This is a genomic window from Mucilaginibacter sp. SG564, from assembly GCF_013149275.1.
Classification (GTDB): Bacteria; Bacteroidota; Bacteroidia; order Sphingobacteriales; family Sphingobacteriaceae; genus Mucilaginibacter.
On the sequence record NZ_JABGNA010000001.1, the window covers coordinates 1,073,205 to 1,090,059 of the forward strand.

At 40.0% G+C, this 16,855-nt stretch carries 16 protein-coding genes and 1 tRNA gene; 8 read left to right on the forward strand and 9 right to left on the reverse strand.

The features are described from left to right. Window positions 1–92 precede the first annotated feature (92 nt). From mltG to FHW89_RS04065, 5 genes are all read left to right on the forward strand, one after another. Entirely contained in the window at window positions 93–1,148 is a 1,056-nt protein-coding gene (gene mltG, locus FHW89_RS04045; protein WP_172333701.1) for an endolytic transglycosylase MltG, read from the forward strand. Next, the gene (locus tag FHW89_RS04050; protein WP_172333702.1) at window positions 1,148–1,555 is read left to right on the forward strand and encodes a thioesterase family protein; all 408 of its coding nucleotides are present in this window, start codon (window positions 1,148–1,150) and stop codon (window positions 1,553–1,555) included. The genes mltG and FHW89_RS04050 overlap by 1 nt, the downstream gene beginning before the upstream one ends. Window positions 1,556–1,565: 10 nt before the next feature. Further along, entirely contained in the window at window positions 1,566–2,546 is a 981-nt protein-coding gene (locus FHW89_RS04055) for a YihY/virulence factor BrkB family protein (RefSeq protein WP_172333703.1), read from the forward strand. Window positions 2,547–2,662: 116 nt separating this feature from the next. Next, window positions 2,663–2,749, forward strand: a tRNA-Ser gene (locus tag FHW89_RS04060). Window positions 2,750–3,115: 366 nt separating this feature from the next. After that, window positions 3,116–4,336 (forward strand): site-specific integrase, encoded by a 1,221-nt coding sequence (locus tag FHW89_RS04065; protein ID WP_172333704.1) that lies wholly within the window; start codon window positions 3,116–3,118, stop codon window positions 4,334–4,336. Window positions 4,337–4,650: 314 nt separating this feature from the next. On the opposite strand, the gene FHW89_RS04070 is transcribed toward FHW89_RS04065, so the two are convergent. The 7 genes from FHW89_RS04070 to FHW89_RS04100 form a co-directional block, all read right to left on the reverse strand. Continuing rightward, window positions 4,651–5,205: a mobilome CxxCx(11)CxxC protein gene (locus tag FHW89_RS04070; RefSeq protein ID WP_172333705.1), complete on the reverse strand. Its 555-nt coding sequence runs from the start codon at window positions 5,203–5,205 to the stop codon at window positions 4,651–4,653. A gap of 10 nt (window positions 5,206–5,215) precedes the next feature. Beyond that, the gene (locus FHW89_RS04075; protein ID WP_172333706.1) at window positions 5,216–6,556 is read right to left on the reverse strand and encodes a cyclic GMP-AMP synthase DncV-like nucleotidyltransferase; all 1,341 of its coding nucleotides are present in this window, start codon (window positions 6,554–6,556) and stop codon (window positions 5,216–5,218) included. Further along, window positions 6,543–7,751, reverse strand: a complete 1,209-nt coding sequence (locus FHW89_RS04080; RefSeq protein WP_172333707.1) for an HNH endonuclease — start codon at window positions 7,749–7,751, stop codon at window positions 6,543–6,545. Before FHW89_RS04080 ends, FHW89_RS04075 begins: the two co-directional genes overlap by 14 nt. A 7-nt stretch (window positions 7,752–7,758) precedes the next feature. Then, a complete protein-coding gene (locus FHW89_RS04085; protein ID WP_172333708.1) occupies window positions 7,759–9,000 on the reverse strand; it encodes a hypothetical protein in 1,242 nt (413 codons plus the stop codon). Window positions 9,001–9,290: 290 nt separating this feature from the next. Then, window positions 9,291–9,884 carry an RloB family protein gene (locus tag FHW89_RS04090; RefSeq protein WP_253952151.1) on the reverse strand — a complete coding sequence of 198 codons (594 nt, stop codon included), beginning with the start codon at window positions 9,882–9,884 and terminating at the stop codon, window positions 9,291–9,293. Beyond that, window positions 9,865–11,121 carry an ATP/GTP-binding protein gene (locus FHW89_RS04095; protein WP_172333710.1) on the reverse strand — a complete coding sequence of 419 codons (1,257 nt, stop codon included), beginning with the start codon at window positions 11,119–11,121 and terminating at the stop codon, window positions 9,865–9,867. The genes FHW89_RS04090 and FHW89_RS04095 overlap by 20 nt, the downstream gene beginning before the upstream one ends. Before the next feature lie 680 nt (window positions 11,122–11,801). Continuing rightward, window positions 11,802–12,479, reverse strand: coding sequence for a hypothetical protein (locus FHW89_RS04100; protein ID WP_172333711.1), 678 nt, complete (start codon window positions 12,477–12,479; stop codon window positions 11,802–11,804). 688 nt (window positions 12,480–13,167) lie between these two features. On the opposite strand from FHW89_RS04100, the gene FHW89_RS04105 reads away from it, so the two are divergent. Both FHW89_RS04105 and FHW89_RS04110 read left to right on the forward strand, forming a co-directional pair. Then, entirely contained in the window at window positions 13,168–13,920 is a 753-nt protein-coding gene (locus FHW89_RS04105) for a hypothetical protein (protein ID WP_172333712.1), read from the forward strand. Between the two features lie 74 nt (window positions 13,921–13,994). Further along, window positions 13,995–14,270, forward strand: a complete 276-nt coding sequence (locus FHW89_RS04110) for a hypothetical protein (RefSeq protein ID WP_172333713.1) — start codon at window positions 13,995–13,997, stop codon at window positions 14,268–14,270. Between the two features lie 645 nt (window positions 14,271–14,915). Here FHW89_RS04110 and FHW89_RS04115 read toward each other — a convergent pair. Together FHW89_RS04115 and FHW89_RS04120 are read right to left on the reverse strand one after the other, a co-directional pair. Then, a complete protein-coding gene (locus FHW89_RS04115; protein WP_172333714.1) occupies window positions 14,916–15,359 on the reverse strand; it encodes an RNA polymerase sigma factor in 444 nt (147 codons plus the stop codon). Window positions 15,360–15,664: 305 nt separating this feature from the next. Beyond that, on the reverse strand, window positions 15,665–16,033 hold the full coding sequence (locus FHW89_RS04120) for a hypothetical protein (RefSeq protein ID WP_172333715.1): 369 nt from the start codon (window positions 16,031–16,033) through the stop codon (window positions 15,665–15,667). Window positions 16,034–16,246: 213 nt separating this feature from the next. On the opposite strand from FHW89_RS04120, the gene FHW89_RS04125 reads away from it, so the two are divergent. Then, window positions 16,247–16,699 carry a xanthine dehydrogenase family protein molybdopterin-binding subunit gene (locus FHW89_RS04125; protein ID WP_253952168.1) on the forward strand — a complete coding sequence of 151 codons (453 nt, stop codon included), beginning with the start codon at window positions 16,247–16,249 and terminating at the stop codon, window positions 16,697–16,699. Window positions 16,700–16,855 lie beyond the last annotated feature (156 nt).

The following is a 16,855-nucleotide window of genomic DNA, read 5'->3' on the forward strand; positions in this document are numbered from 1 at the left end:
ATATTACAACCAGAAAGTTTTTTTATCTTGATTCCTGACTCTTGTATCTTGACTCTATAATTATATCTTGACTCAATAAAAATCTATTTATCATGACTGAACAGAAAGCGCCGTCAAAGGGTATACTCAAAAAATTCATCATAGCCCTGGTGCTCGTTATTATTGTACTGCTGGGCTTTACCGGTTTCAATTATTATCTGAAGTACTTTGGCCCCAACGTTACGGGCAAACAGGAATACCTGTATATACATACCGGCGCCACTTATGATCAGGTATTAAAAACCATACAAGAGCAGGATCTGGTGAAAGACACCGCCTCATTTAATTGGGCGGCGGTAAACATGAACTATCCTAAACGCGTAAAACCGGGTCGTTACCACCTGCGCCAGGGTATGGGCAATCGCAAGCTCATCAATATGCTGGCATCTGGTACACAGGAACCTGTACAGCTGGAGTTTCACGGTTTAAGGCAAAAAGAGCAGTTTGCCGGTTTTGTATCTAAAAAGATCGAGCCCGATTCAACAGCTATCATCAACCTGCTGGATTCTGCCAGCTACGTGTCTAAATATGGTTTTACTACTGATAATGTGTACGCCATGTTTATGCCCAATTCCTATCAGTTGTATTGGAATACATCACCCGATAAGTTCTTCGAAAAGATGTACGCGAATTATCAAAAATTCTGGACTCCGGAGCGTAAACAACAGGCCGCCGCACTTAATTTAAGCCTGCCCGAAGTGTCTATTTTAGCTTCTATTGTTGACGCTGAAGCCCTGCATGATGACGAAATGCCAGCCGTAGCCGGTTTGTACCTGAACAGGCTAAAAAAAGGCATGAAACTGGAAGCCGACCCTACAGTTATCTTCGCTTTAAACGATTTTACTATCAAGCGGGTACTCACCAGGTATCTGTCATACAACTCACCATACAATACGTATCTGCATAATGGTTTGCCTCCCGGCCCTATCATGATGCCATCTGTTGCTGCAGTAAAAGCAGTGCTGAACTATCAAAAAAGTGATTATATCTATATGTGCGCCAAGGCCGATTTTTCGGGCTATCATGCTTTTGCTACCAATGTAAGCGACCATTTGGTGAACGCGCGTAAATTTCAGCAAGCCCTTAACGAGCGAAATATCAAGCGCTAATGTTTGAGCATACCACTAAAATACGTGTCAGGTACGGCGAAACCGACCAGATGGGCTATATGTATTATGGCAACTATGCCGAGTTTTATGAGGTTGGCCGTGTAGAAATGCTGCGCAGCCTGGGTTTAACCTACCGGGGTATGGAAGAGTCGGGCATTATGATGCCCGTACTGGAGCTAAAATGCAAGTACCTTAAACCAGCCCTATATGATGAAGAAATCAGCATAAAGGTGATCATGGATAAAATGCCGGGTATCCGTATCCATTTCCGGTATGAATTGAGTAATCCCAAAGACGAACTGATCAACCAGGGCGAAACATTGCTGGTATTCATCAACATGAAAACAAACCGCCCCTGCTTACCACCGCAGGATTTCATTGATAAATTAGTACCGTTTTTTAAGTAGATTTGGTTTAATGAGATGGCTGCATCATTTTTTGCTCCGGTTTGGTTTTTACAGGTACTTTGTTGACTGGACAAAAGTTATCATCCTGCCAGGTTTTCGTCCTTTGCCACTGTATACGGTTATTGTCTTTTTTTACAAAGAGATCGCCAACAGTTCGCTGGTTAACCGCGCCTCTTCATTGGCTTATAGCTTTATGTTAGCTATATTTCCGGCAACGATATTTTTGTGTACGCTGATACCTTACATACCTATAGATCACTTCCAGGTTGAGTTATTGCGGATATTATCCACCATTTTACCTACCAACGCCTATCTGGCATTCAGGGACACCCTCATCGATATCATCAAGAACCAGAATGGCAAATTATTATCCTTAGGCTTCCTATCTACGCTGTATTTTGCCACCAATGGGGTAACCAACCTGATGAAGGCTTTTAATAAATCATCGCTGCTCAAAGACAGGCGCAGCTGGATAAAAAGACGAGGCGTGGCGCTACTGCTTACCATTGCTATCAGTTTTGCCCTTGTTATAGCCATAGGTATACTTGTAGCCGGGCAAACAGCCATCAAATTCATTAGGCGGCATTTAATTAGTAAAAGCATTATCTGGCTGTACTCCTTACTCGGTTTGCTGTTGAGCTGGGTAGTGATCATCATCATATTTTTTGTAACGGTATCCATTTTATACCGATATGGGCCAGCTCACAAAAAAAGATGGAAGTTCATTAACCCGGGCTCTGTTCTGGCAACAGGCTTAGCCATATTAACTTCAATAGGGTTCTCCTATTATATAAACCATTTTTCATCATACAATAAAGTGTATGGCTCCATCGGAACCATCATCGTAGTGATGATCTGGATGTACCTCAATTCGCTAATTTTGCTCATCGGATTTGAATTAAACGCCAGTATTGAGCTTTCAAAACGCAACATTCGCATCGAAAAACCGCGTTATAACACCTTCCGAAGCAAAAAAACAGGCAATTTATAAGCAATTTATAAAATTAATAAACTGGCTATCAAAAGCTTATTAAGGATATGTAAATAAAATGAAAAAAAATCATTTTCAGATTTGGCAATCCGCTTCAGATTTGTACTTTTGTCGCCGGAGAGCTGGCAGAGTGGTCGATTGCGGCAGTCTTGAAAACTGTTGAACTGTGAAAGGTTCCTGGGGTTCGAATCCCTAGCTCTCCGCTGAAAATAAAAAGCCCTGTAAATCAATAATTTACAGGGCTTTTTCAATTACATGCATTGATATCGAACCTAACTTTGAGAAAACAAAAACCCTCTAATTTCGCTAATTAGAGGTTTTTTGTTTTTAGAGTTTGTTAGAGAATAACAAAACTCGTATAAAATCCCAAAACTCATGAGCGTCTTTTGGAGCGTTTTTTAGCCCCAAAAATGACGCACCAAGTCTATTTACAATAGCAAAACTGATTAAATAAAGTGTCCCTCATATCTCAATTAGTATCCATGAATTGAGATTTAAGAAATGTAAAATACCTGTTCTTTTAATTCAATATAACCCTTGACAAATTTGCGGACATTTAAAAAGAACACATGTTAGAAAAAAGCTTCGGTTTGCTTTATTATTTAAAGCAAACCAAAAATCGAAAAAATGAAAACAGATATATTTATCTACGGATCACGGTAGACGGAGAGCGTCGGGAAATATCAACCAAAAGACAATGGATACCTGATCAATGGAACGCACAATTAAGCAGGACAACTGGTATCAGCGAAGAAGCGAAAGAATTGAATTCTTATTTAGATTTGATTTCTGTTAAGGTTTATCGGGCGAAATCCATACTACTGGAAAGTAATAAAGCATTAACCGCCGACAACATTAAAGATGTATTGACTGGAAACAATGAAAAAAAGTATTTCATTGTAGAAGCCTTTGTGCGCCATAATAAGCAAATTAAAGCTTTAGTAGGCCGGGAGATTGCTCCCGCCACATTAACCCGCTACAGAACAGCCTGCGACCATGTACAAAACTTCATCAAATGGAAGTATAAAAAAGAAGACCTGGAGCTTAAAAGTTTAGACTACGATTTCATCTCCCAATTTCTATTCTGGCTTAAAACGGAGAGGAATTGTGCAAATAACACTGCTGTCAAATACCTAGGGAATTTCAAAAAAATAATCTTGGAGTGTCAACAAAAAGGGTTGCTAGCCAAAGATCCGTTTTTAGGTTTTAGAACAAAACGAGATGAGGTGGTACCAGTAGTCTTAACCGGAGATGAGTTGATCAGGATAAGGAATAAACAATTCGACACGCAAAGGCTAAAACATGTACGGGACATATTCCTTTTTAGTTGTTATACCGGTCTAGCATATAGTGATGTTTACAAACTTCGCATTACCGATATTGTGATTGGTATAGATGGCGATAAATGGATCATCACAACTAGGCAAAAAACTAAATCGAGCACAAGACTTCCATTACTTCCGAATGCGCTGGCTATTCTTGATAAATACAACAATCATCCCAAATGCTTAACCACGGGCACTCTTCTACCCATCTTAACTAATCAGAAAATGAATTCTTACTTAAAGGAGATTGCTGATGTGACTGGTATATATAAAAAGCTAACTTTCCATACTGCCAGACATACTTTTGCCACTACTGTCACTCTCACCAACGGCGTACCAATGGAAACAGTATCAAAAATGCTGGGACATAAGTCACTAAAACAGACACAGCATTATGCCAAAGTCCTTGATGTGAAAATCAGTAAGGATATGAAATTATTGAAAAGGAAGTTGGAGAAGGTTTAAATTAGTTATTACTTTTTGGTAATGGCTCGTTTAGTAAACAAGTAAAGTGCAAGGTTGCGCTTTACTTGTCTACACTTGACTGTCATCCTAGAATATTAATGATATTTTATTAAAAAGGTCTTTTACAAGTAGGGCATCCATTTTGTGAACTCAAAGGCCCGGTAAATAGACCTTTTTCCAATCTTGTCGAAGGGCCTGTATATAGACCTTCATTAAGGGATTTAATCTGATTGTTGAAGATATAATCTAATATCTCTTTTTGTTGCGCCTCTGTTAGGGCGTTGTACCAAAGTAAAAATTTTTGTATCATGTAATTATTTTTTAGTATTTCCGCAAAGTTGACAATTACCTTTCTTAAATTCCCAAGGTGAGCTTTTACAAACCGGGCAGACAATAGAATAATTACCTGGGTCAAATTCTTTTAATGCTTCCCGGTAAGTTGTTTGACGTTCATCATCGGAGATTTTTGAAAAGGTATCATTATCCTGCAAGTCCATTTCAGAGACGTATCTGAAAAACCAAGTAAGCTCAGCTTCTGTAGATTGTGCAACATTATCGCATTCGTTGGCAATGTAAATATTGTTTTTCATTCCCAATTTGTGTACGACAATCTTATCGCTTACTCCCCAAATCAATGATAAAACGGCTACCGCAATTAGAACAACGGACAAAGCAAAACTGACTATGTTAATCAGGTTTTCATAGCTGGTACCTTTGGACACATATAAAGCTACTATAAACAATATAGGCACAATTACTGTCAATATCAGGAAAAAGTTATTCAGTCCTTCCAGTTTACCCTTGCTTTTTCGGTGAAGAATTTTGGCGGACAATGCATTTATTTTAGTTTGTTCAATTTTTACATTCATGTTTAAATATTTAGATAATGATCACTGACTGGCGGTCTTTGGCAACGCAGATGACGTCTTTAACAATATAACATTCGACGAAGTGGTTGCCGCGGAACTGGGTGACTTCATAGTGACTGTCTTTACCTTCGTGTATCTGCCCACGAACATTATTAAGCTTCAATGCCTCGTCACCACGGTTAAGCACTTTCCAATAAATTTGATATGGCAGCGGCACTGTGCATTGTTTGATCGCAAAAAAAAGATCGCGTTGCTTACCTACCCGATTTCCCTGGGTGGGCAGATCATAATGACGATGGCCTGCTTTTTTTCCGACGCGGCCCATCATACGAAGTTTGTATACAGGATTGATACGGAGCGGAAAACCAAGGTCTGCAATTTGTTGTTCGGTATTATTGAAGCTTACTAAACCACGGTTGTTATTTTGAACGCTGGCATCGACCTTTTGCTCAGGTTTTTTAAACTCTGTACCAAAGATGAGTTGCCACTTTTGAAGGCTTTTTTCTTTGTCGGCCTCTTCGTAGGCATCAGTTATTTTATCACTATAATAGATCATTTTCGTACGGAAGTTGGCCCAGCCATCTTGATCCCAGCGGTCACCAAAATTCTCACCGGTTTCTCCGGGATCATTAATGGTCGGCATCGTGGGGTAGCTTTCAACGTACGCTTTGAGTTTCCTCATGATGGTGTACAGCGTGGTTGGTATATCATTATAGCAATTAGGATCTTGCAGCAGCGCGGCATCATTTACCTGTTCTCCCAAAAGTGCGTTCAGAACGATCGACTTAATGGAGAATGTACGCTTATAATCCCTTAAATATTTGATCAAACGAATCACTTTAACAAAATGATGTTTGGTGATGCGGTTGCGTTCGTCCAGCCATTCTGTATATTTTTCTGGATCAGTTAGTTCAAAAGTATTATCTCTCCTATTAGTCACATATTTTTTTCCGTGGCGCTCTAAAAATGGCACCACATCAATATGAAAATCGTTGGCGTAGTCAATCGTTACGCAACGAGTCTTCCGGCCAACCTTGTCGCGATAGGTGCTGTTATCCCGGAATAATTGATAGAGTTTTTCAACGTAATCGCAGGCTTCCCAGTCAGAAAATTCTTCCATGTAAAACAAAACATCCGCATCGAATTCATCTGTTACCCTAACAGGCTTGATGATCGTTTTGTGCGCATAAGAACCTTGCGGAATTACGTCCAGGAAGTGATCTTCTAAAAGCTCACTGTCCTGCAGAACCTTGGTAATGGCTTCTGTACGATCGTCAAGAATAGAAATCCTGCTGCTATTTAAATTTACTTCCTTATCCAAGAAATTTTTAAAGTACTCAATTAATTTCATTATTATTAATTTTCAGTGATGACCGATAGCCATTGGCAGTTCGGTCGTAAATAGTGATGGCGGGATGTACATCACGCATAAGCCCTCTGCCACAAGCGATGGCAGCAGTTACCGGGATTGCCGGGAAGAAATCAATGTTGCGGGAGGCCTTATGGTCTTTTTCCAGTTCACTTAAAAACCGATGATAAACCACAGTAAAATTCTCCAGTGACTTGCGATTAGTAAAAATGTCGCGGTGAGGCGTCACTCCGATTGGGCGAATCTCATAGATATTACTACCCGACTTTGAGGCTTCTGGTAAATCGGCTAATGGAATACTGCCACTAATCGAAAGTACTAAGCTTAGCTTATTTGATTCGTGTTTCTTCAGATAATTGATTTCGAACTGCACCTCCGGTTCATCTGTTGACCATGCCCATGTTTCCGAGGTTCCGCGTTGTTTCTGATAGAATGATGCAGGCACTTTGTCACCCAATTTGTATCCCAAGTAAGTCAGTAATGGTATCCGGCTTAGTGCAAATACTGATAAGTGTCGGATAGTGCCTTTTTGGATCCCATCCGTTAACGGCCTCAAGCTTCTGTCTATGATCGTTTGCCCCATCTGCCAATAAGCATCCCAGGCTTCCTCTGGCTCGCCAAGAGTATGCAGGTCGATCTCAATGCCATGACGATCGAAACTATCCATATACATCGCAAATTTTTCTTCACTCTTGAATACGACATCGCGGACATGCTTTTTACTGACTTCTACGTTTACGCCGCGGATACCACCTAGCATACGCAAAACAACACTTTCGGCATCGGCATTTAGACTTGTCAAATGAAATATTCGCTGTTCATGCTTGACCTTTTGCATAATCAGGCGTTCAATCGTAAACTCTTCCAACAGTGCTTTTGTATCAACGATTTTATGATGTTCAGCGCACAGTAATACGAGGTTATTGACATCATTACGCTCGTCCAACGGCGTTTTAGCCTCACCGCGCGGTGAGTTTTTAGCCTTACTCCAGCCAACGATGTGGGCCATTTCCCCGACGTTTACCTCATAAGTCAGATCTAAGAGGTATTTGTTGCAGATCGCGCAACGGCCACCCGAACGAACCCAAAGCCTAAAGCGGTCTTCGATCTTAATAGACGGGCGTTTCGATACCGTATAGTTTGTTAAGGTTATCTGATCTTCTTCTAGTTCAGCCATCTCCATATTATTTTAATAGAATGTCAGAAATGATGTAGCGCAATTTTTCCTTCAGATCATAATCAATATCCAATTCTTCGGCTTTGTTACACATCTCCAGCAGCTTTACAAAACCTTTGACCTGATTATCGATCTTCGGCTTGAAAATATCTTTGAGTGCTTGTACGCTCTTAAAAGCGCTATTAGGACTGGTAATCTTTCGCTCGATATGAGCGCGCAGCTCATCCGGCGTTTTAATGCCTTTAATATTTTTCAGTTCGTCGATGGTTTCATCGGTATCGTTCAACATTAAGCCGACCTCATGTAAATAAGTCAGTACTTTTTGTACACCTGTCGAGTGTGATATTTGCAGCTTATGCTTTCGGGTCTTTTCCTTATTCGGGAATAAGTAGATGCCGTTATGCAACCGTCCGCCTACGCGAAAGATTTTGGTAAAATTAAGCGATCCCTGTCCAAGATCATTGGTTGAAATGGCCAGCGCTGATCCGACTTTGCCGAACTCGCCGGCATCTTTCGTAAACTTATCAGCCACAAACAACTCCAGTTTCGATTCAGAAACCCCGGCGCTGGTAATTTGGTATTCATTACCTGTATGTTGCTGCATATCTCTATGTAGAGTTAGCATGGCAACTACGAACGTAAAATCGACCCCGTATTCGAAATATTTATCTACTGAGGTAATTCCTCTCAGAAATAGCTGGCCGTTGTTACTAACTAAACGGTAACTTTTCAATTTGTTATAGCGGCGGTCATTCGTGGCCAGATCCTTAAAATAGCCCAAATTATATTGCGCTAGAGCCCCAAGCCCGATCTTGTATAACTTGTTAGCATATTTAGCCATATCATAGTTATCGAAATAACTGTTTTTAGCATCGTAGATCGCAAAGCAATCCAGATCGTTATTCATATCCTTACCCAAGATATACTCATCAAAATTGAAGATCAACGGGTGCGGATTGCTCAGGTCAGCCACGGGTGTAGCGCTTTCCCGGATACTGATGTGTTTAGTTTGCGCTTTGATCGCAAAACGCTCAAAATGCTCATTGATGTATTTCAACCGCTTGAAAACGGTGTCTATATGATCAACAATGATCCATTCGTCTTTGGCATCCTCCGTTTTAAAAATATCGGCGATTGCTGCACAATAGGGATGGTTTTCAACCAGTGTCATCAACTGGCTTACTTTAAGTTTTCCGGTGCTCAGGGCATCATCCATGATGACCGGTTTTTGTGTAAATCTTTCGGACATAAAAATTCCTCCTTTTTAACTGTGTTACTTACGTCACCGGGAATCAGCCGCCCGGACACCGTCACAAGAAAAAAGAAGGAATTATTGAATTTACTTGCTTTAAAAGTAACTTTTTCTACTTTTGTGCGTTAAAATACAAGCTGAGGACGCTAGACCTCTTTCATTCGTTTCAATTCACCTTGTGCGAATGATCTATCAATTTTAAAAGGCTCGGGGCTACCACACTCCCGGGCTCTTTTATGATAGGTCAAACCTGATATTATCTTTCTATTTTATTAACTTATTTCATTTTATTCTTCCGCTTTTAATTGTTCGAAATAGCTGATCAAGTATTGCATCGTGAAGTAAGGATTACGCTCATGAATTGCTATCCCTTCCTCCTGGTTTTGGTTGATCCGGTTTGCCCGCTCAATCGCGGCGGGCAAGTTTGCTTTTAGCTCTTCATAGGCATTGCTGCGGGTCTTGTGATAACCTGGCCATAACCTAATCAAATATTGCCTCGCTTCTTCGCCATTTTGGAACGCTCTGCCACAATTTTCGAAATGTAAGATGAACCAGTGTTCGATACAGATCGATGTGTAGGCGATGTGAAAACCGTCTTTCCGGATGACTCCGAACGCTTCCGCTAACTGAGGCCAGCGGTCGTTATCAAAGAACAACCAGACCGCATCATAATTATTTCGGTCTTTAGCGGCCAGCTTAACCCTTTTACGCGCTTCCGTTGTCAGGCTTTTGGGATCATTCTGGGATTGATAAAAAATCTCAATAGCAACTGAGCGCTGCAAATTGCGTGGCAGTTCCTTCTGAAGGGCACGGGCATAAATGTACTCCGTCATCCCTTCACATAAGATCAAGATCCTTTTATTAACTTTCAGTCTCGTCATCCCCCTGCATTTCAATTAAAAAATCTACGTCGTTGATAATCGGCGTACCCCCTAAACGACCGGTAGCATACCATTTATCCAACGGCGCACTTAAACGAATTCCTGGAATATCTGAACACCGTATCAATTCGGTACTCCCGTATTCGTCTTTTTGACTGAACCATACCTGATCCCTGCGGAAGCGGTCGTTGGACAGCTGAGAGATATCATGTGTGGCAAAGATCAATTGTGCGTTCTTTTTGTTGATTGCCGGATTATGAAATAACTGAATCAGGAAACCGGTAATGTTCGGGTGAAGGTTTTTTTCAAACTCATCAACCACTAATACACGCCCCGTAGCCAATGCATCCAAGATAATCCCACCCATTACAAAAAGACTCTTAGTACCCGCTGACTCCTGTCGCATATCAAAAGAATCGAATCCGACCCTTTCCTTGTTTTCGAACACCATATGCTGTGTACGGACATCATATTTGTAGTCTTCTTGGAATTGTTTTTTTACATCCTCCGGCATATTACCAGGGAATTTGAAATCATTCCAGTCTACCTCTTCTACCGTAACCGAACTTATACCCGTATCCAACGCACAGATCATAGCATTAAAGCGATCCCTGAATTTTTTATCCTTGTCCTCTGCAAGTCGTTTTGCATAAAGCATGGTCAAATTATGCTCGTGATAAGCTTCAATCATCGGAAAGACACGTAACCCCAATGTAAAGAAGCGAAATGCCTTTAATAAGATATCATCTGCATTGTTTTCGACAGCCTTGGAAAGAAACAACTGATTAGGCATCAAAAGCTTTTCAAGGGCTTTTTTAGGCCCTTTATAATAGTCCCCAAACTTGATATCCTTTCCGGCCTGACGGGCGAAAAGCAAACTGCGGGAATTCGCAGGATAATAGTAAAGCTCTTCCTGAACTACTTGATGTTCATTGAAAGAAACGATATAGTCATACTGCAATTGATTAACAAAACTCAATTCAAAAGTTACAGGCAGACTGGCATAATGCTTATCCAATAAGTGCGGCTCGTAGGCACCCATGTCCTCGTCGGCCTTAAAGCTCGCTGATTTAAGTACCAAAAAGTTCAAAGCATTCAGTGCAGTTAAAAAGCCGGTCTTGCCGGAAGCATTTGGGCCATAGATCACAGCCGACTTAAGCAGGCTCTTTTTACTATGGCTTTTAAAGTAATTCGATTCTAACCCTTTCAACCCTGTTTTGAGCGTGGTCATTTCCATACGTGTGCTGATGGATCTGAAATTGGTTACTGCGAATGATATTAACATGATTAATTTTTTTTCAAAATTACGAAAAAGAATCGACAATTCAAAGCAATAAATCCGAAATAAATATATTATTTACCTAAAAAAAGCAAATTTATATTTTTAATCTGTTATTTTAGTGATTTAATGTCTTAAAAAGCTTTAAACGCGTTTTTTGTTAGTGTCTAATTATCTTTTAAATGTTATAAAAATTTAGTGACAAAAATTGATCGTTAAATCATAAATAATTAATTTTCAAATATTTACATATAAATAAACAATTAAAAGATGCAAAAAATAACTAGGTGTGGCATTGTTGACATGCATTTGAAAGATAGCTGTGACCGACATTTTTACTGAAATTATTTTCGATGATTGCTCGTTTTGACCTGGCAAGAGCGAGTTCTTGGCAATTAATTTTATTTAGTAATGGGCGAATTTAAAGACATCCTAGTGCGACAGAACGCCAACTTTCTGAATACTTGGCACTAGGTAAATTCTACAGATAGAAAAAACTACAGTTTGAATATCCACAAACAACGGTAGATCAGCCCAATCCCTCAACAACTGAAATTAAATTATTATTCAACCGTAGCATAAACAATCTAAAGAAGGCAGAAATGCGTCAAACGGATATTACTCCCTCATATGATTGGTCAATTCAAATATTTGTTTAGCGAATCGACCGAGGATTGCAGCCGCGATTTGATTTCTCCTTGTAGGATATCATTATAGCTTACCGCTTCCATGGTTAAAATATCGACGGTTAAACAATAACGCGGATCTATTTCATACTGCTTAGCATAGACCTTCGATAAATAATTAAATTGGGCCTCGGCATAAATTCCCAAATCTTCTTTACTGAACTTTTCAAGCCAGGCAACAAACCAAATTGCCCCTACTTTGACAGTCTCACCTTTGCCAAAAGTAAAAACGTGGTGGGGTAAAATTTGTAAAGGCACATCATCTATCGTTAAAAGCTCCTTTGATTTGGTCAAAAAATTCAGGTCACCCGCAGGGCGCAATTTTGTAAAATCGAAATTCGTATAATTATGCAGTATTTCGAGGTTTCTTTCGTACATCTTCTTGGTCAGCCTATTAGTCGCTGATTGATATACACTCACGACAGCCTCAATTTTTTCAGCAATTCTTGCATTATCATTGTCCTTAAAAGCATTACTTAAGCCACTCGTGCTCCTTTTCCAATAATCACCTCCGCCATCGGTTGGTGCGGCAATTTTTGGTATTTTAAGTTGACTAGCGAAGTTGGCCTGTCTTTTTTCCGAGAGCCTTCCGAACTCCACTAATTTCTTTAATGCTAATTTATTTATCATTATTTATAAATTTACTGATTTAAACAACTTAACTAATTCATAATTAGTTTTTTAATATACATAAAGATACAAAGAATAAACGTGGTTTTTTATTGCATTTTATTAACATCCACGTTAATTACTAACATAATTAGTATTATAAAATTACGTGATGTATCTTTATGAGGTTGAATCGTCAACTAATTCGCCTTTTGTTTTCTGTGTTGAAAAGGCAATAGCATAGCGGCGGGAGCCGAAGCAAAAACAACACGTAAAAAGTCTATATAAACCGCCAACAGTGTGAGCGCTGACTACCGCCATAAACAACTCACGACAGATGCAAGCGAAAACGAAAAATCGCGGGCCGGGGAAAAACGGAGATTGACTACTTTATCCGTCTTGGGAAAGTCCAAGTGCAGGGTCCCGGTATACAGGCTACACAGAAAAAATCGCCAAAATTTTAAAAAAATGTTTTTTGACGGGCGTTTTCGTCGTTTTGGGAACACTGTTCACACATTTTCCGCGCTTTTTTTGAGTTTTGCCGTTTTTTTCTGTTTTAATCTTTGTTTGAGTTAGTCGATGCTCCCATTTTATGGAAGACAAATAACTACTTGCAGGGATATAGGCGGGGTATGCATTGTCGTGTAAAATCTACGCAAAAAAGAACTCCACAAGATGGTCGTTAAACCTGCAATGCTTTAATTAGGATTTGGAAACAAATAAACTATCAGGACATCAAAAAAGTAATGTTATGGGGTATATGAAGTTTATCAAGGAGAGTTACGTACTTGCCCTGCTCGGAAAAAACTTACCAATCAACTCAACACGCCTCACTAAATTTCTCGATAATTACCTCAACCATCTCTGTGAAGAAGGTTATACGCTTCCAGTGGATTTACTGATGCATAACGTCTCATTGAACAGAGACTGGCAAACTAGTGAATTCGCAAAGATCGATACTGATTTTCGTATGGACGTAGACGCTGAAAAGCAAAACCTTTCCATAACCATGCTGGACTATACTGCTGAAAATGAAGTGGAGCGACCATATGAAGATCGGCGTGTGGTTTTACATATCGTAGTTAAAAATAAATTTGGCACCACCTGGGCAGTTCACATTCCGCTACAAGCAGTCATGCCTGGCTTCGGCGATCCTACAGACGGCTATCAATGCTACAGTCATTTTATCACTTTTTTAGGTCCTGACGGGATGCCTTTAGACCGACATGAACTGTACTATTGCGGTATTACCAAACGCGGATGGTTAAAGCGGATGGCTGAGCATTTCCGAAAAAGCGAAAAAGAAAGTAAAAATAAATTCCACCAGGAATGGCGAAAATACCAGGGTGATGCGCACGTCATGTTAAATTCCGAACTACTTGCTTTAAACCATACCCACGAAGGGGCTATGCAATGGGAAGAATGGATGGTGGATAAATATATTATGGGAATAACTCTTTAAATACCATCCCCGGGGGCTTTAAAGGGCTCGAGGAACTGGGAGTATTTAAGCTGCCGGAAGGCGCCCGAGAAGGAATGAAGACCTGTCGTGGTTTCCAGGTTTCTTATTTCGGCAATATTTCACGCAAAGGTATAAACAACCCATACATTAAAAAGCTGTGGCAGGACGATCAATTCTATGCAAAATCTGTTGGTAACAGAGCTAATGCTTTATCCAAAGAACAGGTGACGAAAATTCGCGCACTTGCAAGTGATGGCCACGACGTCGCGGCCATCGGAAAGCAATTATGCATTTCAAACCTGAAACGCCTAAGTAATATTATAACAGGAAAGACCTATCGCCGTATGTGACTTACACTTCCGCTTAACCGGTTTTGCGGCTTTCAGCGTCACCGGCGAAATTTTGTATTTTCTTTGAACATATGAGCTAAATGGGCAACACTTTCAAAACCTGCGTCAGAAATAATGATGCCTACACTAAGTCGTTTGAAATTGAAAATGATTTTAAAATCAAAAAAAATGTTTTTATCTTAGACTTAACAATTAGAGTAACTTGCTAATGCGTTATACGTAGAGTAAGGAACACTTGAGAAATGTAACGTACTGACTATCAGCACATAAAAAACAAGGTTCAAAAACCCTGTTTGGAGTTGAGGGAATAGAACAAAAGGAACTGCGTCATTCGTAGAGTCTTTTCAAAAAAAGACACTAAAAACCGCATTTCCAGCGCGTAGAGGCACATGGTTCTGAACCCTAGCTCTCCGCTGAATACTTCATCAAAAATGAGGAAAACCCTGTAATCAGTGATTTACAGGGTTTTTTATTTTCATCAATTGCTCAAAAACAACAAAAATATTCAAAAGGTCGTGGCAAAATCGTGGCAGTTTTGTTCAAAATAAAAACCGCGTTTCTGGTCCGAAAGAACCCGAAAAAGGTAGAGGAATTTATTATATTTAATCAGGAGCATCATCTAAGAAGACCAAGTGAATTATTTGTCTAAGTTGACCAGGAAAACAATGTATACGTTAGTGGATATGTGTGTGAAGTTGGATCAGGTAGTTCAAAATTCGAATCGCAATAATCAAGACTGAACTGATCCTCTTCTGCTTTATTCTGATGAGTTGGATAACTGGCCAGAATTGTGCTTAATGCTGTCTGTTCTACCGATGCCCGTCTAAGGAAATCGATGGCCTGCCTTTTGGCAATGGTAAGCAACCATGAGGCAGGCTCCCTGATAAGTACAGATTGCTCTCTTTGTTCCCAGCATTTTAAAAAAACATTCTGGCTAATATCGGCGGCCAATTCGGATGATCTTAAGTATTTACGAACAAAACGAAAAACAACATTATAATGTCGGTTATAAATTTCGGTGTACGCAAACTGATCGCCACCCTTTAAGAGAGATAATAATTCTTCGTCTGTTAAAAAACTGTGCCTCACCTAATTAATAATTTATAAAAATCAAATAGCAATAAATTGCACATCAGGCCGACTATCCCTGATTCTTGTTCATTATCCGTATCAGTTTTCGCCTTTAAAAATCCAACAACATCTATTAAGAAGATATTTTACACTACCAGCCACTGTTTCAGGATAAGCCCAGTTGCTTATTGCTTAAAAAGGAGCCCCTTCGGGGCTCCTTAACCATTATAACCTATTATAATCAAGATTCCCCTTTGATTATCTCTTTGAACCGAAAGCATAAATCCTTCATCTCTCGGTTTTATTTTTATATTTTACCTTTTCTATTTCACAGCATTTATTTCTGAAAAGCTTGACATTGAGCTCAATACGCTATAATTGCTTGTGCTGGTTAGTCTAAAACACTTTGCCTTAACAGGTTTCTGCAACACGAAATAACGGCCGAAGGATAAGCACAAAATGATCGGGGCTACAGCAACAATACAAGGTAAAGTAAGGCCGCAGATATGAGGCTGAACTTTTTTATTCAATGCGGCTCCAATGGCGTCACGATCATCCTCCACCTCATCGGATGTAGGCAGATTTTCTACCCATTGTTTTAAAAACCAGGTTTTGGGCAAGGCCTTTTCACTTTTTGTACAGGTTCCCGACTCATATTTTAGTAATATGGCTTTTATTTGCTCTTTGGTCATAATTGGAAAAGCACTGAAATTTCCTTGTAAAAGATATAGACCGCTGAGTCTAACCTATGGCCCAGATAAAAATGAAATAATTTTAAAATATTTATTGATAAAGCTTGAAGGGCATCTTATTAAAGATATTCTCTATAGTACCTTATCTGTATCGAGAGGAATACGCTAACTTTTGAGGGCGATTGTAGTTGAAGATTTATCCTTGTACCTGCACTGGATGTTAAACAATATACATTTCAATCTTTCGGCGCGCAGTTTGCCGAAGTATGGGTGGATCAGGATTTTGGAACAATTCGCGTAAAACGCTTTACCAGCGTAATGGATGTGGGCCGCATCATGAATGAAAAGACGGCGTGTTCGCAGATCATTGGGAGTGTAATTTTTGGAATAGGCGCGGCTTTGATGGAAGCGACAGAATATGATAAACTTTGGGGCAACCCGGTGGTACGCACCCTGGCGGATTATCACATCCCTGTTCATCTGGATGTTCCGCTAATCGATGTGCATTTTATTGGCAAACCCGACCCGCATATTTCACCCATTGGAGCAGGGGGTGCCGAGGAGATTGGTATCACAGGTGTATCAGCAGCGATTGCCAATGCCGTATTCAATGCAACGGGGAAAAGATTAAGAGACTTGCCATTGACGCCAGATAAATTAGTATGAAGTATTGACCGATGAAGGAAGTCAATATGATTATACAAGTCTATGGAGCTGCCTGACACCGAAAGGACAAAAGGGTAATATTAAACACTATGCTTACTGCGGCGTGTGGGAATTTCGGAATGGAAAAACAGCCGGGTTGCGGGCTTTTGTTATCGA